20 protein-coding genes are annotated in these 24,408 nt (G+C 57.1%); 6 read left to right on the top strand and 14 right to left on the bottom strand.

Annotated elements, in window-relative coordinates; translation table 11 throughout:
• Positions 1-59 precede the first annotated feature (59 nt).
• On the top strand, positions 60-3,053 hold the full coding sequence (gene uvrA, locus GFR01_RS06735; protein ID WP_099181812.1) for an excinuclease ABC subunit UvrA: 2,994 nt from the start codon (positions 60-62) through the stop codon (positions 3,051-3,053).
• Between the two features lie 47 nt (positions 3,054-3,100).
• On the opposite strand, the gene GFR01_RS06730 is transcribed toward uvrA, so the two are convergent.
• From GFR01_RS06730 to GFR01_RS06715, 4 genes are all read right to left on the bottom strand, one after another.
• Complete coding sequence (locus GFR01_RS06730; protein ID WP_099181811.1) at positions 3,101-3,604, bottom strand: hypothetical protein; 504 nt, start codon at positions 3,602-3,604, stop codon at positions 3,101-3,103.
• Between the two features lie 13 nt (positions 3,605-3,617).
• Positions 3,618-4,691, bottom strand: coding sequence for a purine nucleoside permease (locus tag GFR01_RS06725; protein ID WP_099181810.1), 1,074 nt, complete (start codon positions 4,689-4,691; stop codon positions 3,618-3,620).
• Positions 4,692-4,808: 117 nt separating this feature from the next.
• Positions 4,809-5,741, bottom strand: a complete 933-nt coding sequence (trhO, locus tag GFR01_RS06720; protein ID WP_174694676.1) for an oxygen-dependent tRNA uridine(34) hydroxylase TrhO — start codon at positions 5,739-5,741, stop codon at positions 4,809-4,811.
• Between the two features lie 114 nt (positions 5,742-5,855).
• Complete coding sequence (locus GFR01_RS06715; protein ID WP_099181809.1) at positions 5,856-7,190, bottom strand: autotransporter strand-loop-strand O-heptosyltransferase; 1,335 nt, start codon at positions 7,188-7,190, stop codon at positions 5,856-5,858.
• Between the two features lie 301 nt (positions 7,191-7,491).
• Here GFR01_RS06715 and guaD point away from each other — a divergent pair, with 301 nt between their 5' ends.
• A complete protein-coding gene (gene guaD, locus GFR01_RS06710) occupies positions 7,492-8,802 on the top strand; it encodes a guanine deaminase (RefSeq protein WP_174694675.1) in 1,311 nt (436 codons plus the stop codon).
• A 16-nt stretch (positions 8,803-8,818) separates the two neighbouring features.
• Here the strand turns inward: guaD and GFR01_RS06705 are convergent, their stop codons facing one another.
• Genes GFR01_RS06705 through GFR01_RS06685 form a run of 5 tightly spaced genes read right to left on the bottom strand, consistent with a single transcriptional unit; the run spans position 8,819 to position 13,482 of the window.
• Positions 8,819-10,264 carry a nucleobase:cation symporter-2 family protein gene (locus GFR01_RS06705; protein ID WP_099181808.1) on the bottom strand — a complete coding sequence of 482 codons (1,446 nt, stop codon included), beginning with the start codon at positions 10,262-10,264 and terminating at the stop codon, positions 8,819-8,821.
• 6 nt (positions 10,265-10,270) lie between these two features.
• Positions 10,271-10,603: a hydroxyisourate hydrolase gene (gene uraH, locus GFR01_RS06700; RefSeq protein ID WP_099181807.1), complete on the bottom strand. Its 333-nt coding sequence runs from the start codon at positions 10,601-10,603 to the stop codon at positions 10,271-10,273.
• Positions 10,600-11,124 carry a 2-oxo-4-hydroxy-4-carboxy-5-ureidoimidazoline decarboxylase gene (gene uraD / locus GFR01_RS06695; protein ID WP_099181806.1) on the bottom strand — a complete coding sequence of 175 codons (525 nt, stop codon included), beginning with the start codon at positions 11,122-11,124 and terminating at the stop codon, positions 10,600-10,602. Before uraD ends, uraH begins: the two co-directional genes overlap by 4 nt.
• The gene (gene puuE / locus GFR01_RS06690; protein WP_099181805.1) at positions 11,121-12,020 is read right to left on the bottom strand and encodes an allantoinase PuuE; all 900 of its coding nucleotides are present in this window, start codon (positions 12,018-12,020) and stop codon (positions 11,121-11,123) included. The genes uraD and puuE overlap by 4 nt, the downstream gene beginning before the upstream one ends.
• Before the next feature lie 16 nt (positions 12,021-12,036).
• Positions 12,037-13,482, bottom strand: coding sequence for a SidA/IucD/PvdA family monooxygenase (locus GFR01_RS06685; protein ID WP_099181804.1), 1,446 nt, complete (start codon positions 13,480-13,482; stop codon positions 12,037-12,039).
• A 178-nt stretch (positions 13,483-13,660) separates the two neighbouring features.
• On the opposite strand from GFR01_RS06685, the gene GFR01_RS06680 reads away from it, so the two are divergent.
• Both GFR01_RS06680 and GFR01_RS06675 read left to right on the top strand, forming a co-directional pair.
• On the top strand, positions 13,661-14,569 hold the full coding sequence (locus tag GFR01_RS06680; RefSeq protein WP_063905123.1) for a LysR family transcriptional regulator: 909 nt from the start codon (positions 13,661-13,663) through the stop codon (positions 14,567-14,569).
• 82 nt (positions 14,570-14,651) lie between these two features.
• Positions 14,652-15,137: a cupin domain-containing protein gene (locus GFR01_RS06675; RefSeq protein ID WP_099181803.1), complete on the top strand. Its 486-nt coding sequence runs from the start codon at positions 14,652-14,654 to the stop codon at positions 15,135-15,137.
• Positions 15,138-15,202: 65 nt separating this feature from the next.
• On the opposite strand, the gene GFR01_RS06670 is transcribed toward GFR01_RS06675, so the two are convergent.
• Entirely contained in the window at positions 15,203-17,320 is a 2,118-nt protein-coding gene (locus GFR01_RS06670; protein ID WP_244902217.1) for a protein-disulfide reductase DsbD family protein, read from the bottom strand.
• 124 nt (positions 17,321-17,444) lie between these two features.
• Positions 17,445-18,509 (bottom strand): SDR family oxidoreductase, encoded by a 1,065-nt coding sequence (locus tag GFR01_RS06665; RefSeq protein ID WP_099181801.1) that lies wholly within the window; start codon positions 18,507-18,509, stop codon positions 17,445-17,447.
• Positions 18,510-18,616: 107 nt separating this feature from the next.
• Here GFR01_RS06665 and GFR01_RS06660 point away from each other — a divergent pair, with 107 nt between their 5' ends.
• Positions 18,617-19,033 (top strand): winged helix-turn-helix transcriptional regulator, encoded by a 417-nt coding sequence (locus GFR01_RS06660; protein WP_099181800.1) that lies wholly within the window; start codon positions 18,617-18,619, stop codon positions 19,031-19,033.
• 195 nt (positions 19,034-19,228) lie between these two features.
• Positions 19,229-21,577, top strand: coding sequence for a mechanosensitive ion channel family protein (locus GFR01_RS06655; protein WP_244902192.1), 2,349 nt, complete (start codon positions 19,229-19,231; stop codon positions 21,575-21,577).
• Positions 21,578-21,630: 53 nt separating this feature from the next.
• Here the strand turns inward: GFR01_RS06655 and GFR01_RS06650 are convergent, their stop codons facing one another.
• The 3 genes from GFR01_RS06650 to GFR01_RS06640 all read right to left on the bottom strand — a co-directional run bounded on the left by GFR01_RS06650 (position 21,631) and on the right by GFR01_RS06640 (position 24,384).
• Complete coding sequence (locus tag GFR01_RS06650) at positions 21,631-21,972, bottom strand: hypothetical protein (RefSeq protein ID WP_063905118.1); 342 nt, start codon at positions 21,970-21,972, stop codon at positions 21,631-21,633.
• Between the two features lie 283 nt (positions 21,973-22,255).
• A complete protein-coding gene (locus GFR01_RS06645; protein WP_099181799.1) occupies positions 22,256-23,542 on the bottom strand; it encodes a YVTN family beta-propeller repeat protein in 1,287 nt (428 codons plus the stop codon).
• A complete protein-coding gene (locus GFR01_RS06640) occupies positions 23,539-24,384 on the bottom strand; it encodes a creatininase family protein (protein WP_099181798.1) in 846 nt (281 codons plus the stop codon). Before GFR01_RS06640 ends, GFR01_RS06645 begins: the two co-directional genes overlap by 4 nt.
• Between the last annotated feature and the right edge of the window lie 24 nt (positions 24,385-24,408).

The following is a 24,408-nucleotide window of genomic DNA, read 5'->3' as shown; positions in this document are numbered from 1 at the left end:
TAGCACCGTTCAGGCGCGTTGCGAACACAATTGCCTTTTCTGTACATCCCGGGGTTTTCGTGAGCTTTCCAGACAATCATTCGATCCGTGTCCGTGGCGCACGCGCCCACAACCTCAAAAATATCGACGTCACAATCCCCCGTGACTCGCTCACGATCATCACGGGCCTGTCTGGCTCGGGGAAATCTTCGCTCGCATTCGACACAATCTACGCAGAAGGCCAGCGCCGTTACGTAGAAAGTCTTTCGGCTTACGCTCGCCAGTTCCTGGAACTGATGGGAAAACCGGATGTGGACTCCATCGAGGGCCTTTCGCCCGCCATCTCGATCGAGCAGAAAACCACTTCGAAGAATCCCCGCTCGACCGTCGGCACCATCACGGAAATTCACGACTACATGCGCCTGCTCTGGGCGCGCGTGGGCATTCCCTATTCTCCCGCCACCGGCCTCCCTATTGAAGCACAGACCGTCAGCCAGATGGTGGACCGGGTCATGACGCTCCCGGAGGGCATGCGCCTGATGCTCCTCGCACCGGTCGTCCGTGACCGGAAAGGCGACTGCAAACGCGAACTCGCAGAACTGTCCCGCAAGGGCTTCACCCGCGTTAAAATCGACGGTGAGCTCTACGAAATCGCCGAAGCCCCGGAACTGAACCGCAAGACCCGCCACAACGTGGAAGTGGTTGTGGACCGGATCGTCGTCAAACCTGATCTGGAATCCCGCCTGGCCGACAGTTTTGAAACCGCCCTCGAACTTTCCGATGGCCTCGCATATGCAGAGGAAGTCAAACGCGCTGACGACAAGGCCACTCCAGCCCACATCGTCTTCTCGTCCCGTTTCGCCTGCCCGGTTTCAGGCTTCACGATTGAAGAGATCGAGCCGCGCCTGTTCTCCTTCAACGCACCAATGGGCGCCTGCCCGACCTGTGACGGTATCGGCACGGAAACGCATTTTGATGCCAATCTGATTGTCCCGGATGACAGCCTGACACTTGCCGAAGGCGCCATTGCCCCATGGAAAGGCGCCAGCACGGACTGGTACGACCAGACGCTTGCCGCACTGGCCCGTCATTGCGGCGACACCATGAATACACCATGGGGCGACCTGAAAACCGAAACACGCGACCTGATCCTTAACGGCTCCAGGGAAGCGATTGCCATTCCCTACCGGGATGGCAGCAAGGTCCATACTGTGACCAAGCCCTTCGAAGGCGTGCTGAAAAACCTCCGCCGCCGCATGGCCCAAACCGATAGCATGTGGGTGCGGGAAGAACTGTCGCGCTACCAGTCCGAAAAGCCCTGCCATGTTTGCCATGGCGCACGCCTGAAACCTGAAGCACTCTGCGTGAAGGTCAATGATCTGAACATTGCCGAAGCTTCAGACATGCAGATCCGCAAGGCCCTCGACTGGTTCTCAGGCGTCGAAGCCACCCTGACACCTCAGCGGGCCGAAATCGCCCGCCGCATCCTGCGCGAAATCACGGACCGGCTGCATTTCCTCGACGATGTGGGCCTGGATTATCTCACGCTTTCCCGCGGGTCCGCCACGCTGTCCGGTGGGGAAAGCCAGCGCATCCGTCTGGCCTCCCAGATTGGCTCCGGCCTGACCGGCGTCCTCTATGTGCTGGATGAACCTTCTATCGGCCTGCACCAACGCGACAACGAGCGCCTTCTTGGCACACTGGAGCGCCTTAAACGCCTTGGGAACACCGTTATCGTCGTGGAACATGACGAAGATGCCATCCGGGCTGCCGACTATCTAATCGACATGGGACCGGGCGCCGGCACACGCGGCGGAAACGTCATCGCCACAGGCACACCCAAAGAGGTAGCCAAGAACAAGGACAGCCTGACGGGCGCTTACCTGTCAGGCCGGAAGTTCATCCCCGTTCCGGAAAATCGTCGCACCTCTGACAAGACGCTCACCCTCGTCGGCGCAAAAGGCAACAACCTCAAAGACCTGACCGTCGATTTCCCACTCGGCACATTCATTGCCGTAACGGGCGTATCAGGCGGCGGAAAATCTACACTGGTTGTGGATACGCTCTACAAGGCCCTGTCCCGACAACTCATGAAGTCGAGCCAGTCTCCGCTCCCCTATGACCGACTGGAAGGCGTGGACAACCTCGACAAGATTATCGAGATCGACCAGTCCCCCATCGGGCGTACACCGCGCTCCAACCCCGCCACCTATACAGACCTGTTCGCCCCTATCCGGGACTGGTTCGCCGAACTGCCGGAATCCAAAGCGCGCGGCTACAAACCCGGCCGCTTCTCTTTCAATGTGAAGGGCGGCCGTTGCGAAGCCTGTCAGGGCGATGGCGTCCTGAAAATCGAAATGCACTTCCTGCCGGACGTGTTCGTTACCTGCGACACCTGCAAGGGCGCGCGCTACAATCGTGAAACGCTGGAAGTGAAGTTCCGCGGCAACTCCATTGCGGACGTGCTGGCCATGACCGTGGACGAGGCTCTTCCCTTCTTCCAGGCCGTCCCGAAAATCCGTGATCGTCTGGCCATTCTCCAGCAGGTCGGCCTCGGTTACGTCGCTCTAGGCCAGCAGGCAACTACGCTTTCAGGCGGTGAAGCCCAGCGCGTCAAACTGTCGAAGGAGCTTGCCAAACGCGCCACAGGCCGCACGCTCTACATCCTGGATGAGCCAACGACCGGCCTGCATACGGAAGACGTGCGCAAGCTGCTTGAAGTACTTCATGCGCTGGTCGATCAGGGCAACACTGTTCTGGTCATCGAACACAATCTGGAAGTCATCAAAACGGCAGACTGGCTGATTGACATCGGCCCGGAAGGTGGAGACGGCGGCGGCAGTATCGTTGCCGCCGGGACACCGGAAGATATCGCGGCCTGCAAGGCTAGCCACACCGGACGCTTCCTCGCCCCCCTTCTGACTGCTCCGGGCGTTCGTCAGCGCAGGGAAACCACCGTGATTGGCACACCCCAAAACCTCATCGACACCTTGCCGCCTCGAAAAACCAAAACCAAACCGGCATCCGAGAAGCCGACCCGTGGTCGCCCTAAAAAGACGAAAACTCCTGCCTGATATAACTATTCCGGCTCTTTCCATCAGGCGAGAGCCGGTTACCCAACCTAAAGCACGATCAATAGTCCGATCACCAGAAACAGAAGCCCATTAAATAAGCTATGGGAGAGCGCCGTGGTCCAGAACGGACTCACGCCTTCTGAAGCTTCTGCCCGCCGGTAGCAGAGATAAAAACAGGTCCCACCGACCACACCCGTACAAAGCGCCGTCAGGAAACTGCGGTGAAAATGATCTCCGCCATAATGAACCCATACAAAGGGCGCGACGCACGCAATCCACGCCAGACCAGAGGCAAACCTTTTCCTACCAAACAGTCTGTCTACAATCCGGATGGGAATCCAGAAGTTCAGAAAGGTCTCGAGAACAGGCGCTAGTAAGACGCCTGACAGAACCAGCGCGAGTGGATTAAGAGCAGGGTCATGATCCTCGGGCTGCCAACCCGCCCAGATTATCAGCCCATGCAAAGGAAAAGAGATGCCGAGATTGATCACGGCATAGCGTAGTGCAATCCCGCCGCTTACCGGAAAGGGTGTCGTCTTGGCTTCCCACACGACTTACCCTGCATCAGGGTGCATGACCCGGAACATGGTCTTCATAGACCGACCAGTGTCCTACCAGTTCATGCACGACAACACTTCCCACACGCCATGCAGCTTCATAAGCCGGCAGACCATCGCCCGAATACTCTTCCGACACAGTCTGATACGCCTTCCGACCCTTTGGCGGCAGCGTGTAGTTGGAAGCGGTCCGTAGAACCATGAGCCGCTGGAAATCCGCTTTCTTCATCCGGTCCAGACGAACCATGGCTGATGCAATCGCGGAATCCTCCATGTTACTCATGGCGAACACGCCCTGAGCGTTCGTGAACATTTTCACCCAGTCCCGCGCATACTGGTTCAGATAATGACCGTGCCAGTAGAGATCCGACGCAAAACTGTCTCCCTGAATGACGGACGGCGCTTTCAACGCCGCAGGATACTTCGCCCATCCTTTGGAATAAGCCCGCATCTCCGGCGTATTCATAAGCTTCACCGCCTGCGTGCGCTCCCACGCCCAGTGCGAAAGCCCAGCATTCAGCGAAAAGACAATCGGATATCCAGCATCCGGACCATGCTCCTGATCCGACCCCTCGAGCGCTCCAGGTCGCACCGCTCCAGCCGCGTAAACACCGTAAGGCCAGTCTCTCGGCACTTCACGCATATCAATGGACTGCGCCACATCATTCACAACATACCGCGCCCATGCTGCTGACCCTACGGACATAACCTGCGGATCCGCCCCGGCAATACCGGCCACCAGCCAGTACGCCTTCGTCAGATCAAAACGCGGGTCCATGCCCAGCGCCATGATGGATGGCCCGGCATTCACCAGCGTCATCCCCGTCACGATCGCGATTTCGGTATGTTCCGGATTGGTGAGAATGTCATGCACGCCACCCGGAAACGCCACATGTTCCGTCAGATGCTCCCGCTCGGCCCAGAGCTGAAGCTCCCCAGGCTGATCGCCGGTGTCCGCACCCTTCTCGAAGGTCGTCACAACCACAACTCGGACAGGCCAGGGCTTCTGTGCAAATGCCACGGCGGGAAGCGCCATCATCCCGGCACACACCAGTCCAGCCCAACGAAACATCTTCACCATCACACCGCCTCAGCCGATTTCATTACGGATCCAGAAAAACCAGCAGAAGCGCGGACAGGTCAAGTCGTTGCCCATCCTTCTTCGCAACTCTAACGGTTTGTCATTCCCGGAATAGCCTCAGGAGCCCAGATGTTCTTTCCCACGCTTACGCGCCAGCATTTCCTGACGCTCGCGCGAGGCATAGCGCTGGCGCTGCTCTTCCGTACGCTCATTATGACAATGCGGGCAGGACACGCCCTGTACGAACAACGGAGACGCCTTGTCCTTTTCGCTGACAGGACGACGGCAGGCATGACAGACATCGTAACTGCCAATTTCCAGACCATGCTTCACCGAGACACGCTGATCGAACACGAAGCATTCGCCTTCCCAGAGGCTCTCTTCTTCAGGAACGGCCTCCAGATACTTCAGAATACCGCCCTTAAGATGATAAACCTCATCCAGCCCTTCGGCTTTCACAAAAGACGTGGACTTCTCGCAACGGATACCCCCAGTGCAGAACATGGCAATCTTCGGCACCTTGCCCTTTGCCTCAAGCTCTTTGCGCCGATTGCGGAACCACTCGGGAAACTCGCGGAATGACCGCGTCTTGGGATCTTCTGCCCCCTTGAACGTCCCGATCGCCACTTCATAATCATTGCGCGTATCAATGATGATTGTCTCCGGATCGGAGATCAGCGCATTCCATTCATCGGGGTCAAGATACTGACCCACATCCTTCCGGGGGTCGATATTAGGCTGCCCCATGGTGACGATCTCTTTCTTGAGCCGCACCTTCATGCGCCGGAATGGCAGTTCCGGAGCCCGGGATTCCTTGATCTCCAGTTCCTCACAACCGGGTAAAGCGTGGATATGCTCCAACACACGCTCCATTCCCTCGTCAGAGCCTGCAATGGTACCGTTAATGCCTTCCGGAGCCAGTAGAAGGATACCCTTGATCCCTTCCTGATCGCACACCTGCTGCAAAGGCTCCCGCAGAGCGGAAACATCCTCGAAGGGCGTAAAGTTATAAAGCGCGACGATACGGATCGGCGGAAGGACATCAGACACAGGGGGGCGACCATCCAGCTCTGCGACCGCAGGCAGACCCACGATCAGGTGATAATACGCCCCGCCAATATCAGGCTCCCGCCTTCAATTCCAGAAAACTCCTGATTGTCTCGGTCAGGCAGCCGTTTCCATCATCGGCAACCCCTTATCCTTGATCAGACGTTTAAGTGTGTGAATGACCTGGGTTCCCGTGATCAGACGAGTGCATTCAAACTGCCTCTCAGTCCCTTTATGCCGTGGGCACCAGAAGAAATCATGATGATCGAACTGGTGCTGCGGGTCATTCCAGCAGGAATTGCAGGTATGCCAGTTGATGATGCGATACGGCGTGGCAAACTCGTTGTCCGGATGGGTAAAACCGGAAATCATCACAACCGGGGTGCCTGCGGCATGAGCCAGCCATGCCAGACCACTGGAGAGGCCAATGAAGAAACTCGCATGCTTCAGCCAGCGCGCGCGCTCCGACAGAGGGCGGTTGCCCGTTTCGTCCTCGGCGCCATGAGGAATATGATTGTACACATACCCCGTTCCATGAAACGTCTTCTGATCAATGCAGATCACACGATACCCTGAAGCCTTCAGGAACGCGATGACCTCCTGCCAGCCTGCCGGGTTGTTCCAGTATTTACACTGCGTACTGGCCTGCGTGGCAATGACAACATACGGCCCCTCTATGGGAGGCGTGTCGCCGTCCTGAATCGTGATGGGCGGTGGACTGTCATCCCAGGGATTGACCCCCAGAATATAGGCGGCCGTCCGGTGCAGGCCAACATGCCGGAAGTCCGTCGGCTGACGCGTGAATTCAGCGTCCGTAAAGAACAGTCCAAGATTGTAGCCCGCATAGAATCCGGCCGTGAAATCCTTCTTCGCCTTGGCTTCATCATGGCCGACAAGTGTGATGTCCGGATTGGCCTCCTTGACCAAGGGCAGGATGACATCCGCCACAGAACACGTCACCTTGGCACCACTTTCCCGTGCAAGCCGCAGAACGGCAGGCAGCCAGGCGATCGTGTCTCCCAGTGTTCCAACGGGAAGCTGGACCAGAACGGGCTTCCCTTCCAAGGATAACTCATGATGCAGCACGTCTTCACGTGTCCCGTCCGGCTTTTCGAGCCAGACATCAATCAGGAACGGGACAAAGAATTTCTTGGTTGAAGCCACCATGCCGCCCTTGAGGCGGGCATCAAACAGAATATTTCCCGTGGCATAATCCGAAAGCCGAACATGCCACTGACCAATCTCAGGCGCGATTTCGGGCACCATGACCCGCGCACCATCATTAAAGTCAAACCTTACGCCCTGACCGCCTTCAACGACGGGAGCCGGAGGAACAACAAGATAGGGGCTCTTCTCGGTTGCCTCCGCTTCCGGAGAGGAACTCTGCACAGCAGAAGGAGCCAATGCCGGCGTCTCCGCAGACTGCACAGACACAGAAGTCACATCAGACATCAGTAACGCCGTCTCCAAATCTCACCACACACCCTACAGAAACAAGCTCGTTTCTCTTGTTGCGGCCTTTAAAACCCCTACAGTTTCGATAACTAAGAAAATATTGTCAAATCTAAACGGAAGACGCCTCGATAAGGATTTATTCATTTGAGCTCGAATACGAAAAACTCTTGTGCATATCAGGAAATATCTTTGAAACGACTGGAATATGCGTTCGACACGTCCAGATCATCTAACAAAATCGCTCTGCTTTCGCACAATCGTTTCCTGATCGGAAATGCTGTGCGATAGGTGAAGCACCATGACTGATCATACTGCCATTCGCGGCCCGTTCCTGACCTTCCACGCAGACCCCTTCACAGTTGATCCCATTGAGGCTGTCACACACCAGCCAGATGGTCTGATCCTGTGCAAGGACGGCATTATTACTGCCGTAGGAGCCTGGGATGACCTGAAAGATCAGATCCCGCAGGGCATCACTGTCGATCATTACCCGAACCACCTGATTTCTGCTGGAATGGTGGACACTCACGTCCATTACCCACAGCTTCCCGTGATTGCTTCCTATGGTGAGCAACTTCTCGAATGGCTGGAAACCTATGTTTTTCCGGCGGAAGCCCGCTACGCCGACATCACCTACGCACGACAGATCGCCCGAACCTTCCTAAACGAGCTGCTCCGCGTAGGAACCACTACAGCCGCCGTGTACTGCACGGTTCACCCAGAATCCGTAGAAGCTTTCTTCGAAGAGTCCGACCGCCTCAATACCTGCATGATTGCGGGCAAAGTTCTGATGGACCGGAACGCCCCGGAGAACCTGCGAGATACGGCACAGTCAGGCTATGACCAGTCCGCCGCCCTGATCGACCGCTGGCATGGTCGCGGCCGTCAACTCTACGCTGTTACGCCGCGTTTTGCGCCTACCAGCACACCCGAGCAGCTTGATCTAGCCGGTTCACTTCTCGCGACACGGCCCGACCTGTTCATGCAGACGCACCTGCTTGAAAACCAATCCGAAATCGAGTGGGTCAAGGAGCTCTTTCCAAACCGCGCTTCCTATCTGGACGTGTACGATAAAGCGGGTCTGCTACGTCCGCGTGCCATTTTAGCGCACGGGGTACATGCACAGGAAGAAGACTTCCAGCGCTGCCATAACACTGGTTGTTCGATCGCTCATTGCCCCGGTTCCAATCAGTTTCTCGGAAGCGGCTCTTTCCCGCTATTCAATGCCCTGAAACCAGAACGCCGTGTCAAAATCGGCATCGGAAGTGACGTTGGGGCAGGCCCATCCCTCTCGCTGCTTCAGGTTCTGTCAGACGGCTACAAGGTCGCACAGGGGCTAGGAACAAAACTCCACCCTGCACAGGGCCTTTGGTTGGCCACAGCCGGTGGCGCACACTCTCTCGGGCTGGAACACCAGATTGGGGCCATCAAGCCCGGACTTCATGCCGATCTCTGCGTATTTGACCCCTCAGCCACGCCGTTGGGAAAAATTCGCACCCAGACGGCGGAAAGCCTGTCCGACATCCTGTTTGCCCTAACCATGCTGGGTGACGACCGAAGCGTTCAGGCCACGTATGTCGCGGGGCGGAAGCTGCACAGCCGGGACTGAAATCCCGGCTGACGTTCTAACCAAACCGCCGTTGAGGCTCAGTTTCTTCGCTTTTCCGAGCCTCAACGGGCAATCCCATCAAAATCCGCTCATCCGGCAAGTCTGCCGGCACAATCTCAGCATCCGGATCGACAGCCAAAGTGCGGCGCACATTGAACAGCAGGTGCAGAAAGATCGCGGACAGAGCCCCAAGCGTAATGCCACTCCCAAAGACAATTTGCGCCCAGGCCGGGAACGTATCCGAAATATGAGGCTGTGCCGTCGCCAGCATTCCAAGCCCGATACTGGTTCCCACAATGATGACGTTACTCTGACGGTTGAAATCCACCCGCGTCAGGGTCTGCACCCCCACTACCGCCACCGTCGCAAACATTGCCAGTGCGGCCCCACCCAGAACGGGTGACGGAACAGCCGCTACGATCGCCCCAAGCTTTGGCAGACACCCAAGCAACATCATGATGACAGCCGCAGACGCCACAACCCAGCGGCTCTTCACGCCCGTCATCCGAACCAGGCCCACATTTTCCGCAAAGCAGGTGTAGGGAAAGGAATTGAAAACCCCGCCCAGCAACGTCGCAATGCCATCAGCCCGCAGGGTACGCGCGATATCCTCGCGTGTGATGGTTTTCCCGACGATTTCGCCAGTCGCATAAACATTCCCGATTGTCTCGACCATGGTGATGATCATGACGATCACCATGGAGAGAATCGGCACCGCATGGAAAACCGGCGTCCCGAAGAAAAACGGCTGCGTGACGGACACAAGCGGCGCAGACGCCACCCCCCCGAAGTGGGTATCGCCCATCAGCCATGCAGCTAGTGTGCCAATGCAAAGTCCGATCAACACGGCAATCGTTGAAATGAAGCCACGAAACAGACGCTGCACGACCAGAATACTCGCCAGTGTCCCCAGCCCGTAGCACAGACTCCGCAACGGAACGCGATCCTGCACCAAGCCGGGCCCGTGGCCGGACACGATGTCATTGGCGGCCACGGGCAAAAGCGCCAGACCAATCACGAGAATGATCGACCCCGTCACAACAGGTGGGAAAAACCGAACCAGCTTCGCAAAATATGGTGCAATGAGCAGACTGACGATCCCCGCCACAATCACCGATCCGTAGATCGACAAAAGCCCCGGCGTTCCACCGCCTACCGCAGACCCAATGGCAATCATCGGGCCAACGGCCGTAAACGTCACACCTTGCAGAAGCGGCAGACGAACACCTACCGGCCCCAAACCGACTGACTGCAACAGGGATGCAATCCCGCAGGTGAACAGATCCGCATCAATCAAATGAATCAGCGTTTCCTGCGGCAGGTGCAAAGCCCCCGCCACAAGGATCGGGACAATCACCGCTGCTGAATAGAACGCAAGGATATGCTGGAAGCCATAAGCCCCCAGACGCCAGAGCGGAAGCTTCTCATCAACCGGATGAACCGCAGAAGTATCGGACGCCATCAGGTCTCAGCTTCCACGGTATGTGGAATATCCATACGGCGCAGCGAGCAGCGGAACATGCGCATGCGTGCCCTCACCCAGACCGAACACAATCGGCACAACATCCAGAAAAGGCGGATCAGACAGCACATGTCCGGCCGCCCGGAAATAAGCACCAATCTCGAATTCCAGACGATAGGTTCCGCGTTCCAGCGGGATCTCCCGCAAGGCAGGACAACGCCCATCGTGGTCCGTCACGCCTTCGAAAAGAACAGCATCTTCCTGAAAAAGCCGGAAAGACACCCCGGCCGCCGGACGGCCCGAGATCGTATCCAGAATATGCGTGGATAATGAGCTCATGATGTCACCAGATCTTTCAGTCTCAGCCCTGCAATCGCATCAATCTGCGAGAGGGCTTCCTTCAGCTCCGCCTCGGGCGTCCCGCCCAGACGACGTTCCATTTCATCCATGATGACCGTCTTGGCCACCTGACCCGGCGCTGCAACTTTGCGCACGCAGATCACAAACGGCATGGAAAAAGCTGTCCCATAGGCCGCATTCAGTGTCTTGAACCGCTCGTATTCCGCAGGCGTCAGACGATCCAGCCCGGCAGAGGCCTGCTCGGATGCGGACTCCGCGGTCAGATCCGGATCAATTCCCGCGCGATGCCCAAGCTCAGGATGAGCCCGAACCAATGCCAACTGAGCCTCCTCGCCCGCATTCCGCACAACGTCAGAAAACGTCGCAAGCATGGCGTCCACATCCGCAAATGGCCGCGCTGCCAGAGCCCCCTCAGCCACCCAGGGCGAATGTTCGTAAAGTCCGCCAAACGTCTGGACGAAAACATCCGGCGTCATGGCATTTACATCAGAAATCTTCATGCGGGGTGCACACTCATCCAGTGCCGGGCGATATCAAGCCGGGACGCGACCCAGACATCCTCGTGGGACGCCACATGCTCCAGAAAACGCTGAAGCGCCAGCGCACGCGCAGGCCTGCCGGCCAGACGGCAATGAAGCCCGATAGACATCATACGCCCACCTTCCGCATACAGCATGTCGAACGCATCCCGCAGATACCGGAAGAACTGCTCGCCCTCGGTAAAGCCGTTGAGCGCGGCAAACTTCATGTCATTGGCATCAAGCGTGTAAGGTACGATCAACTGCGGCTTGCCATGGGAGCGATCGTAATACGGAAGATCATCCGCATAAGAATCAGCATCATAAACAAAGCCGCCTTCTTCGACGACCAGACGGGCCGTATTCGGGCTGGTGCGGCCCTGATACCACCCCAGCGGGCGCTCCCCGACTACTTCCGTATGAAGCGCAATTGCCTCGCGGATATGCTCGCGCTCCATGTCTTCCGGGAAGTCCTGATAATCGATCCAGCGCAGACCGTGCGTGGCAATTTCCCAGCCGCTTTCCTTCATGGCAGCCACGGCATCCGGGTTACGCGCCAAAGCCTTGGCCACACCGAACACGGTTGTGGTCATGCCAGCCTTTTCAAACAGGCGCTGCAAACGCCAGAACCCAGCGCGACTGCCGTACTCATAAAGGCTTTCCATCTGCGCACAGCGCGCACCAATGATGGACTTCGTCCCCACCATTTCAGACAGGAAAGCTTCCGATCCCGCATCTCCATGCAGAACCGAATTTTCCGCGCCTTCTTCATAGTTGATGACGAACTGGACTGCGATCCGCGCCCCACCCGGCCATTTCGGATCAGGCGGCGTGCGGCCATAGCCGATCATGTCACGGGGATAAGTGTTCGTGCTCATCTGGGCTGCCTCCCCCTCAAACCGTTGGCGGATCAAGGCTGATCAGTTCTTCCGTGTCGTAGGACAGCAGACTTTCCAGATGCTTCTCACCATCCTCAACAAACAGATCACGCGCAATACCGCGTGTCAGCTTCTCAACGCCAAAGCGCATACCACTGATGGATGCCCCTGAAAGACCCATGCTGGGCATGGATGCAAACGTGAAATTGTAGATTGCAGCCAGCATCGGTGCTTTCGGATCGGCCGGATCTTTCGGCAAAAACTGGAAACGCTGCCCCAGATACGGATGGCTGGACAGAAGCGTGCTTTCCTCGCCCTCCGGTGGCGTGAAATGATCGCTCCACAACATGACGGAGTCCGCAAAATCCTGCGTTTCCGGACGGTGCTTCAGATCAATCGAGAAACCTGTTCCGATAATGAGGAAGTCAAAGCGCATCTCGCCATTAGGCGTCTCGACCACAACTTCATCGCCATCCATACGTGCAGATGTCCAGGGGGTACCGGGATGGAAAGCGAAATTCTCATGCTTGCGACAGCGCCAGAACGTATCCTGCGGCGGCGGCTGGTTCAGATTGTAGATGCAGCGCATAAAGCGCCAGCGAGTCAGATCCGGAAGCTCCGAGAAATGCGCGAGAAAGCCCGCGTTTTCCATCCAGCGATATGGATTGATGGCTGGAATTTTCGTACGGCGCAGACACAGATCCACACGCCCCACACCGGATTCCAACGCCGTCGCAGCATTATCAAAAGCAGACGCGCCCGCTCCCAGAACACCGATCCGCTTACCCTTCAGGGCTGCGAAATCAATATCTTCGTGCGTGTGGGCATAAACCGACTTCGGAAGGTTCTCCGAAATGAATGGGGGAACGAACCACGCTCCGCCACCATCAATTCCCGTAGCCAGAACCATCCGGCGCGCCCAGCGCTTTGTCTCGACACCAGCAGCATTCCGGAATGTCAGACGCAGCAGCCCGTCCGTCCACTCGACATGAACCAACTCCTGATCGTTGACGACCGGTAATTCCAACGTATCACGCACCCAATCCAGATAAGACTGCCAGTCGTGCCGTGAGATTTTATCGAGCGACTGCCAGGCTTCCTTGCCATACCTGGCTTCATACCAGGACTGCGGCGTCAGATTGGGCACCCCCAGATCTGGCCCCGTCACATGCTTTGGCGTCCGCAGCGTGATCATTCGGGCAAATGTCACCCAAGGGCCTTCCCCGCCCTTCGCAGCGCGCTCAAAAATTTGCGTATTCGTTACGCCCTGACGACGCAGCCCGAAGCAGGCCGTCAGACCACCCTGTCCGCCGCCAATAATGGCAACATCCAGAACCTCTTCACCCTCTTTCTGAACCGGAATGTTCCAGTTCCCGGTCGCGTACCTGATCTTCGCAAGATCCTCATGAACCTGCGCCGAAAGGGTGGCCAGGCCGTCAGTCGGGGAGGGGGAAAGGGTCATGAGTCTCTTATCCTAAAGAACAGGCACAGGATCGTGGTCTTTCGTAAGAAATGACCAGAGTTTCTTCCTATGTCAAAATGACAGGGTTCACCTGCCTCTCTGAAGTGTTTCATAGAGGGGTATTCTCGTATATCTCAGAAAAACGTCCCTGCCGTTCTCGAAAAAAGAGCGTATCTCAATGCCGGCTTTCTCACGCTTCCTCCGTTACTTCCTGTCCGTTGCCCAATACGGCTCGATCCGGAAGGCCTCCGAACATCTCCGGATTGCGGCATCAGCCATCGATCGACAGATCCTTCACGGTGAGGAAGCTCTCGGCACCCCGCTCTTCGAGCGCCTGCCCAGCGGCCTGCGTCTGACAGCGGCCGGAGAGCTTCTGTATACAAACGGCAAGCAGTGGATGCGTGAGATGCAGGAAGTCCGCACACAGCTTGAAGACATGCGCGGATTAAGACGTGGCCAGGTCGATATCGCCCTGCCAGATGCCCTGACCACTGGCTTCCTCCCCCGCATCCTGAAAGACCTGCGCAAAAGCCACCCCGGCATCACAATCTGCACGCATGTTCTGGACAACGCTGTCATTCAACAGGCGCTCATCAGTGGAGAAGTGGACTTCGCACTCCTCCTCAACCCCACACAGGCCCGTGGCCTGCTTGTCCGAACCCATATCGATTACCCGCTCGGCTTCATCTGCCTGCCAGATCATCCGGTCGCTCAACAAAAAAGCGCAAGATTTAGCATCTGTGCAGAATATCCGATGGTCATGCCTCAGCAACCACTCGCTCTGCAAAGACAGATCGAAATTCTGGAAATTGACAGCAATGTCAGCGTTCAGCCGGTCGCCTCTTCCGACAATATCCAGATGATCAAGTCTCTGGTTCTGGAAGGCGTGGGATTGGGCATTCTCAGCATGCTGGATGTCATGAAAGAAGTAACGAGCGGAGAACTGGCGTTCGTTCCCATTTCCAATCGGGATGTCTCCCCCCTGACGCTGGCCCTCTGCGTCGATCAGGCTCGCCAGCTTTCCGGCGCCGCGCGACTGGTCATTGCTGAAGTCGAAAAAACCTTCCTGGCCCCCCTGGAAACATAACACCTCATCCAAATGCTGAACGGCAGGTCGGCCTCCGCGTTAGGAGCGGCAGGCACACGCCAGCATACATGAGGAACAGACAATGTTTTCCTTCAGGACACTCTCTGCCGCAGCCTTGATCTGCACTCTGGCAGGAGGCTCCGCCCTCGCTCAGACGGGCAACGACGTTCGCATTATTTCGGGCGCCGACACTGTAGCCTGGCAGCCAGCGCCCCCCATGTTCCCAAGCGGAACACGCATGTCTTTCCTGTATGGCTCCGCTGACAAAGCCGGACCATTCACACTGCGCGTCATGATTCCGGCAGGATCTGTCATCCCGCCCCATACCCACAATATGGACGAAATGCTGACTGTTCTCGGCGGCAGCATCCACCACTATATCGGCCCGGCCATCACAGCCGATCAGGACAAGGTTCTGACGGCAGGCGGCTTCGTCCACCTGCCCCCCAATGTCCCACACGCACTGAAAGCCGGAACCCAAGGGGCCATCGTACAGGTCTCGGGCACAGGTCCATTCACCATGACCTACGTCAACCCGCAGGACGACCCGCGCCACACCAATCGCTGAAACAAAAAAAGCCCTGCTTCCCCAAGGAAGCAGAGCTTTTTCACTATCCGGCCTGAACAGAACAATCAGTGCCCGATAATATCCAGAACCATGCCCGGCGTCAGGATCTGTGGCAGAACCACTTCCGCGCCATGCTTTGGCGGATAATACACATACAGTGGCACGCCATCTCGCCCATGCTCCTTAAGATAAGCTGAAATACCGGCATCCCGGTTTGTCCAGTCTCCCTTGAGATACGCAACATGCCGTTCGGAAAATGCCTGACGAACGGATGCAGTATCCAGCGCGACACGCTCGTTCACCATGCAGGTAATGCACCAGGACGCGGTCATATCCACGAAGACCGGCTTTCCGTCGGCCCTCAGATCAGCTAGGGTCTTGTCCGAAAACGGCTGGATAAGATTATCCGCAGACGTCATTGTCGTCGAAGCAGCAGACACCGGCTCGGCTAGACTGCGCGCCAAAACGCCACCACAGACAACCATGCACAGCACAGCCACAACACGGCAGAACAGAACCGTTCCGCGCCCACCTTCACGCATCGCCCGATGCTGCCCCATTCCGTAAATCCAGGCGGCGAAGCCCAGCAGCACCAATCCACCGCCAGCCACTACAACGAAATTCGTGCCACGCTCGATCGTCGCAACCCACAGAAGCCAAACACAGGTTGCCAGCAGCGGAAACGCTAGTGCCTGCTTCAAGACGCCCATCCAGGCCCCCGGCTTCGGCATCCGGGAAGCCAACCCGGGAACGCTCGCCACCAAAACATAAGGCGCAGCCAAACCAAGCCCCATGGACAGGAACACCAGAAGCCCCATCAATGGAGGTCCACCCAAGGCACCCGCAATGGCAACACCCATGAATGGTGCGGTGCACGGCGTCGCAACAATCACAGCCAGGAGACCCGTCAGCATATCCCCCGCATGACCTGCGCCATGAGGATGCAACTGCGCCAGACGCCCTGCACTGATTTCAAAAACGCCCAGCAGGTTGAGCGCCATGCCAAACAGCAACCAGCAGACGCCTACCACGAACCCAGCCGACTGAAACTGGAAACCCCACCCGGCCGCAGACCCCGCAATGCGCAGCCCGATCATAACGATTCCAAGAGCCGCAAACGCCCCCGTTACGCCCAGCGTGTAAAAGAAAGCGCTCTGAAGATGCACGCTGCGCCCCACTCCGCCCATTCTGGCCAGAGACAGAGCCTTCATAGCCAGGACTGGGAAAACACAAGGCATGAGGTTCAGGATCAGGCCACCAACAAAAGCAAAAGCCAGAACCCGTAACCAGCCAGCCCCTGTCGGAATGGCATCTGCAGAAACATGCGCGGGTAACGTTGTTGAAGTGGCAGCACCTGCGACCATCTGGCTTGCCGAAATTTCGATCGGGCTTTCCTGCCCCGCTTCATCTTTCAGCACCACCAGCCCCTGAAGCGGATGATCGCGATGCGCCGTTTTCAGGAATTTCAACTGCAACGACAGACGTTCGTCCTTCACCTTGAAAGGCTGAGACGCGATCTGATCGATCATCCCTCCCTCGGCAGGTAGGAACCACGCATCGGAAACCGCCGCAGAAGACAGGCCCTTGCCCTCCAGCGTCAGCAGCCCATCCGCAGAGACTTCCGCCTTGAACGGAGACGGAATTGGCATTTTCGCATCGACAGCCTGAAACAGACCGGCCTGTGCCCCAGCAGGGGCTGCCCCTTCCGCCGCGGGAAGGCTCAACGTGAAGTCACCACTTTCGGGAATGCAGACTTCCGCGCAAACAAGCCATTCAGCATGGGCGTGCAGCGTCGTTGGTCCTGTGCCCTGCAAGGCCAGATCGACTGGCAGCAACACATCCCCAACATAAGCATAGGACATGAGGCCGCCCTCGCTCAGACGCACAGGCATGGGCCAGTGAATCGTGGACGTCTTGCCCGTCGCATTGCCCTGCGCCGTCACATCCAGTGTCGGCGTGTCACCTGCGTCGCCGGGGTTCACCCAATATGTGTGCCATCCGGGTTTGAGCTGAAGTCTCAGCCCAACCCGCAGCTTCTGATCCGGGCCAACAGCATCCCGGTCCGTAACCAGCGTTGCCGTATCATTGGCAGAAGCCACCGCAGGGCTTTCTGCCGCAAAAGACGGCTCACTGGTTCCCAGACCACATATCCCTACCGCTAGCAGGGCCAACAGACTTAACACGCGACGCAAGGCAGTCTCATTCCCTCAGGATAAAACAGGACAGCCTGCATAACACTCTGTGTCAGAGAAAACAGCGCCTTTTCGCAAAACAGGACTAATTAAATCCTGTTTTGCGTCGTCTCTGTCAGGGAATCAGTTTTTCAGCCCGCAAACGCGCGAACAAATCGAAGAATGAGTCCGGTGTGTATTGCCATCCGTCGAAGCCAGCCAGACGACTCTTGGACAGATCCGTCACACACTCAACAGGGCGTCCCAAATCCGCATCCGTGTGCCAAGCGGATGCCAGTCTTTCGATCTGGCTTTCAACCAATCTGTATTTGGTACTGATCTGTTTCCAGAGATCTCCATCCTGAGACAGCGTCGCTTCGAGCGGCGTCTCGTGCCCCGGATAAGGAGCCGCTTCCAGCCCGAACCAAGCCGCCAGACGCGGCCAGAGCCATTTCCAGCGGAAGACATCTCCATTGACGATATTGAACGCCTCATTACGGCCGCCCTCAGACGTTGAAGCCCAAAGAAGCTGTCGCGCCAACTGCCGCGCATCTGTCAGATCCGTCAGGCTGTTCCACTGAACATCCGAGCCAGGGAAGACAAACGGGCGCCCTGTTTCACGGCAGATCGTCGCATACACGGCCAGCGTGCTGCCCATGTTCATCGCATTCCCGACCGCATAGCCGATAATGGTGTGGGGACGGTGCACGCTCCAGGAAAAGCCATACTTCTCCGCAGCCGCATACAGCACGTCTTCCTGATCATAATAGAAATTCGCCATCGGAAGACGTGGCATCTCTTCACGGAAAGGCGTCTGAGGTGGCTCACCTGAAGCATAAGCCTCAAAGGGGCCAAGATAGTGCTTCATGCCCGTCGTCAGCGCTGCATGTTCCAGCTTTTCCGGAGCAGGAAGGGCCTCAAATATATTCCGAACCATCGCTGAATTGACCCGGCAATTCTCTTCTTCCGTCTCTTGCCTGAGCCAGGAGCAGAAAAACACATGCGTAGGCGTCAAAGCCTTCAAAGCAGATTTCAGATTTTGCAGATCCAGCAGATCTGCCGCAATTGGCAGAACACCTGCCATATCATGACGCGGGCGACGGGCCAGCCCATAAACCGTCCAGCCTTCTGCAACGAGACGGGCCGCCAGATTTTGACCGACAATACCTGTCGATCCAACAACAAGAGCAATCCGGGACATCAGGGTCTCCTCTCCGGAAAAGTGGTTCGCCCTCCATTTGACCCCTTGGCGAACAGACTTCCAGACGGCACCGTATTGTGCCCTGGATACCAAAAGGTTCCCATAAAATGACCCGTTCGCTGCCCGCACACTACCGACAGGCCCCCTTCGACGAAAACTGCGCTCCACGGAGAATTTTGAGACTTTTCAGCGGAAAATGGACCACCATGATCCTCCACACGCTGCATCTTCTGGGTGGCTATTCCCGCCCCGGGCAGCTTCAACGCAGCATTCCGGGTCTCTCAAAAAAAATGATGACCCAGACACTGCGCGAACTGGAGGGAAAAGGCCTCATCAACCGACACATCCATCAGATCATGCCGCCAAACGTGGAATACAGCCTGACAGCTCTCGGGAAGGTCTTTGTAGAGCCCATCGAGCAGCTTTACTTCTGGGGGATCGATCATGCCGATGCCCTTGAAGCTCTTGCAACAAACGAGCGACTGACTTGCACCGCACAAAATCCGCTGGAAGTAGCAGAATAAGGCATCACTTTTTGGACAGAAGGCCTCATCCTGTGGCACTCCTGCTGAAAATGGTGCGCGCAGCCGCGACACACCCGTCTCCCTTTCCCCGGTCTATTCCGGCTTCACGGTATACAAGGACATTTCAGAGCGATGTGTTCCCTTTCACGGCCTGCCCCGTCACGGACACCCCCTCGAAGGACCTATCATTCCTTCATGGCCTTCCTGATTTTCCTGACGGCCCTGTTCGCAGCACCGTCTGCTCAGGCGGAGACCTCCACAGCCAAGGCTACGCCACAGACAGCAGCCCCGGCCCCTCTATCCGCACAGGAAGCTCAACAGCTTCTGAATGTTCTGAATGATCCCAAACAGCGTGACGCCTTTACTCACACGCTGTCGCTCATGGCCCGAGGCATCAAGGAAACACCTTCGGCCAGCACGCCCGCGCACGATACCAAAGCATTGCCAGAAGTCTCACCGGAAATCGGCAATGGACTGAACAGCGTCCGGACACAGTTTCTGGGGTATGTTCACAACTTCATGAACCTCTTCAAAGACTTGGGTCTCGTTGGGCACTGGTTTCGGGCGCAGCTTGCCTCTGCTGAAACGCGCGCTCCGATCCTGCATGCTTTCGGAATCGCCTTTATCGTCATAGCCTGCGGTCTTGCCCTGGAACGTGCCGTAGCTCTGATGCTCCGAAATCCGCTGCAGGAAACGACCCGGAAAGCCCAGGCACAGGAAGCGCGTAACGCACGCGAGCCTATTGAGACCGACGCCGAAATTGCGGCCTCAACTGCAACCAGCAACTCCAGCCAGACGCGTGCAGAAGATCAACGCCGACAGGTGGAAACCCTGCGCTTTCTGGCTCGCATCCCCTATTCACTTGCGCACCTGCTGCTAAAAGCCGTCCCCGTTCTGGCTTTTCTGCTGCTGACAGTCCCTTCCATCTGGGTTCTTCCCATCAGTGACCGCACAGCAAACGTCATCCTGACGCTGGCCTATTCCTATGCTGGCGCACGCGGCCTTTATCTTCTGGTTGAAACAGCGTTCACACCACGCTCCCCGACCATTCGCCTCCTTCCCGCCAGCAATCCTACTGCTTTCCTGGTCACACGCTGGTGGAATGTGCTGGTTGCAGCCCCTGCCATCGTCATCTGCCTGTCCGAGCTGGGAGCACAGTTCAATCTCGCTCCGCGTGGCACGGATGCCATGATCCGTGGTGTGGTTCTGGTTGAACACGTCCTGATTGCCGCCTTCATCTGGAGGATCCGTCACATTGTCAGCCGGGCGCTTCAGCCCAGCACCCTTGGCAAAAAGACTGGCATGTGGACAGTCATCGCCGCCATTACCCGCCTATGGTGGGTTCCAGCCATGTTCCTGGACATTTCCCTCTGGATTGTCTGGGCGGCCCATCTTCAGGGTGGCTATGCCTGGATACTTAAGACAACAGGCGCCACCATTGCCGTGCTGGTAGCCTCACGCCTCGGCGCGGTCCTCGCCTATGGCCTTCAGGACCGCTTCTTCAGGGTTAATCCGCAACTCGAAGAACGCTTCCCTGAGCTTCAGAAACGGGCGGACCGCTATTATCCAGCGGCTCGCGCCATCCTGACTGGCGCCATCCTGTTCCTGACACTCGTCGCCATCACGGAAGCCTGGGGGCTACCAACCTTTGGCTTCTTCATCAAGAACGCCCTCGGCCGCCGCCTGATAGATACAGTGGTGACGATGCTGATCGCTGTGACTGTGGCGGCGGCTATCTGGGAAGTCGTCAACATTGTCCTGAACCGCCAACTCACGTCCTTCGAGAACTCTGGCCAGCGTTCACGCGCAACACGCCTGCGGACTGTCCTGCCCATTATGCGTACAGTCCTGCTGGCCATCATCATCATCATCGTTGCCGTCACAACACTGTCCCAGATCGGGATCAACGTGACCCCATTGCTGACAGGTGCGGGTATCTTGGGTGCCGCCATTGCTTTCGGTTCGCAAAGCCTTGTGAAGGACTTCATCACCGGCTTCTTCATGCTGGTGGAAGACGCCATTCAGGTGGGGGACTGGGTGACAACAGGCGGCGTCTCGGGAACCGTGGAAAACCTTTCCATCCGGACCGTAAAGGTCCGCGATATTACGGGTGATCTGCATATCATCCCGTTCTCATCCGTATCCTCGATCGCCAACACGGCACGTGGCTACAACCAGATCGTCATCAAGCAGCAGCTCGATCTGTCCGAGGACCTGCCGCGCGTTTCCGCAATCATGTCCAAAGCCGTCAAGGAAATGCGCGCTGATCCAGTCTTCGGTCCGATGATCCTGTCCGACTACACAGATCTCGGTGTCGATCAGAGCGACAGTGGCGGTGCGACTTTGATCGGCAGCATCCGCACGACGCCGATGATGAAATGGAAAGTCAAGCGCGAGTTCAACCGCATCGTGACCAATCGCTTTGCGGAAGAAGGCGTCAAATTCTATACGCCGACTGCGTACACAACAACGCCCCCGGGCAACGCCATGCAGTTTCATGTCGCCAATGACACGACTCCGCAGCCTGCTCCGGAAGCACACTGAATCCTATGAAGCGGAAATGCCCATGCGTTGGCATTTCCGCTTCAAGGACATACCTAGAAATTCGGAAACAGGGTGACAGAAACCAGCGACAGGTAGAACAGAACAGCCAAAAGAATGTGGCACACATAAAGCGGCGCAATCAGGTAGCCCTTTTTGCGTGCCCAGCTCATGAGAACACCAAACGCCACCACGGCCACTGCCAAAGCGACATTCAGCATAAGTCCCTGTTCGCCATTGATCAGGGCAATAATCATAAAGATTGATCCGATCAGCGCAGCCCCAACATGGACTGGCTTCATCACCCGGAGCGGCCGTCGCCCTTGCAGAACATTGATCCCAAGCCAGGCCCCTGCAATCACCGCGACAGTAAAGCACAATGTTGAAATACCCAGCATAATCAATCCACCTTTTCAGTATGCCTTCTTACAATAGCGGATCCGTGATCAAAATGGACGCAAGTGTTCGTGTTTCCAGGTTATTTAGCGACTATCTGGATATCGCTTGGACGGCCCTGACACTCAGAAGACAGAAAAGACAGCAGGAATACAGCTCCCCTAGGAGGAGTACGTCCATTTCTATTTTTAACGAAAAAAGATCTCTGGATGCTGCATAAAGAAACAGACTGACAAACCAGAGAAAAAAGAGGGAGGCCAAAGCCTCCCTGCAAGAACCGTCAGATCAACGCAGAATACCTGTATGACCCACACTGTAACGGCCCGGCTGCGGCCAGACCGTCAAACCGTGAGGCTCAGCACCAACCGGGATCTTCCGGACAGCGCCAGTACCGGTATCAATGGCATAAACCACATCGTCAAAACGGCCAGACAGCCAGAGCAGCTTCCCGTCAGCACTGACATTGCCCATGTCCGGGCTGCCGCCATCGGGGATCATCCAGGTCTTGATCACCTTGTCGGTCGCAAAGTCGATGATGGACACCCCACCCGGGCCACCACGTTTGCCATGAATACGATGGGAACCACGGTTCGCCACGTACATCACCTTGCCATCACGGCTCGGATACAGACCATGCGTGCCAATACCCGTCGGGATGAAGCCGGTTTCCGTGAAGGAATCACCGTCCACGACAAACACACCATCGGCCATCATGTCGGCAACGTAGAACTTGTGCCCGTCCGGAGCGGTGAGAATGTCCTGCGGCATTCCACCCTTGGACAGCTTCAGCATCCCGATCATCTTCAGGTTCACCGTATCGACCTTGGCAACATAACCGCCAAACTCGCAGGTAAAGATCGCGTACTTGCCATCAATGGAGAAGTCAGCGTGATTGACGCCCTTACACTCTGGCGTCTCCACGGAGCCCTTCAACTCCATCGTGTGCGGATCGCGGAAATCAAGGCGCTTGTGAGCTTCAGCGACCGTGATGGCGTATTTACCGTCCGGCGTGAAATACATGTTGTACGGGTCATCAACAGCCACGTTCGGGCCTGGCTTGGTCGTCGCCGGATCAATCGGCGTCAGAGAACCATCCGGACGGCCTTCACTATTGTTCGTCACCCACAACGTCCGCAGATCCCAGGACGGAACGACATGCTGCGGCGAGCGACCAACAGGATAGGTGTCAACAACCTGAAAGGACACCGGATCAATGACGGAAACACTGTTTCCGCGCAGGTTCGGCACATACACACGAGCCGGATCATGAGCGATAGCCGGCGAGATGTGGGACGGCGTGGTCTCGCTGTAGATGTTGTGCGGATCAATGACCGGCGGCATGCCCGGAATGGTCTGCACAGCATCTGAAGACGCCGGTGCTGACACAGGAGCAGATACAGCAGCAGACGCTGGCGCCGAGACAGGCACCATGGCGGGCGGAGCTGCTGGAGCCGCCGGGGCCGGAGGCACAGGAATCGGTGCACTTGCATCGGCAGGAGCCGTGGTCTGGGCGTGAGCCGCAGAGGCGCCTAGCAGCGTCAGCGCCGCCAGAAGGGGGGTCTTGAAATTCATGGATGGCTCCTGTTGAAGGACTGAAGTGCCGTTACAGCGGTGCGTATCTGCATGTCCGTGCCGATACGTCCCAGTCCGGGCGTTGCCTGGCGCGGATCACCGCCATAGACGCCATCGGTGGCACCGGGTTTCGGTGCGGTTCTCAAGGCATCCTGACGCACAAGTGACGGATCAACCGCCAGCATCAGGGATGTGTCGCTCAGTTCCGCATGTAATCCCACCTCTGCCGCATGGCCCTGCGCTTTCAGGGCCTCGGCATACTGGTGGGGTATGACCTCGTAATAATCGCGCAGATCCAGAACGGCCGCCTGACCTTTCCAGCGCTTGTTCAGTTCCTGCGCGACGTGAGCCATGGAGGCCTGATAGCCGCCATGATCTCCAATCAAGACAATTTTCTGAAAACCCTGAACCCGAAAGCTCTCCGCGGCTCCCCTGAGCAGCCCTTCGAACACAGCCGGAGGAACGGAAATCGTTCCTGCAAAGCGCATATGAGACGTACGCGGGTCCGTTGACCCTTCCGGCACATAGGCCACGACCGGAGCCACAAGAGTATGCCCTACCTGTCGAGCAATCTCATCAGCCAGAACCTGCGCGCGAACATTATGCTTGCCGACGGCCATGTAAGGTCCGCTCTGCTCCGTTCCGCCTATCGGGATGATAACAGTATCCGTTCCGGATCGGACGGCGTGATCAATCTCCGTCCAGGTCTGGCATGCAAATTCAACCTGTCGTGCAGTCCCGGAACAGTGAGCAGCCTCCTGTGCTGAAGCAGACGAGAGAGCAATCATTCCAAACCCAAGCATCGTACAGACCGGGCGAAACAGATGGGCAATGACAGGCATGAAGTGAGCATCTCTGAAAATGAC

The sequence above is a fragment of the Gluconobacter frateurii genome (genome assembly GCF_002723955.1).
Lineage (GTDB): Bacteria > Pseudomonadota > Alphaproteobacteria > Acetobacterales > Acetobacteraceae > Gluconobacter > Gluconobacter frateurii.
The sequence above is the reverse complement of the archived record's forward strand: the minus strand, read 5'-3'. Positions and strand labels throughout refer to the sequence as shown.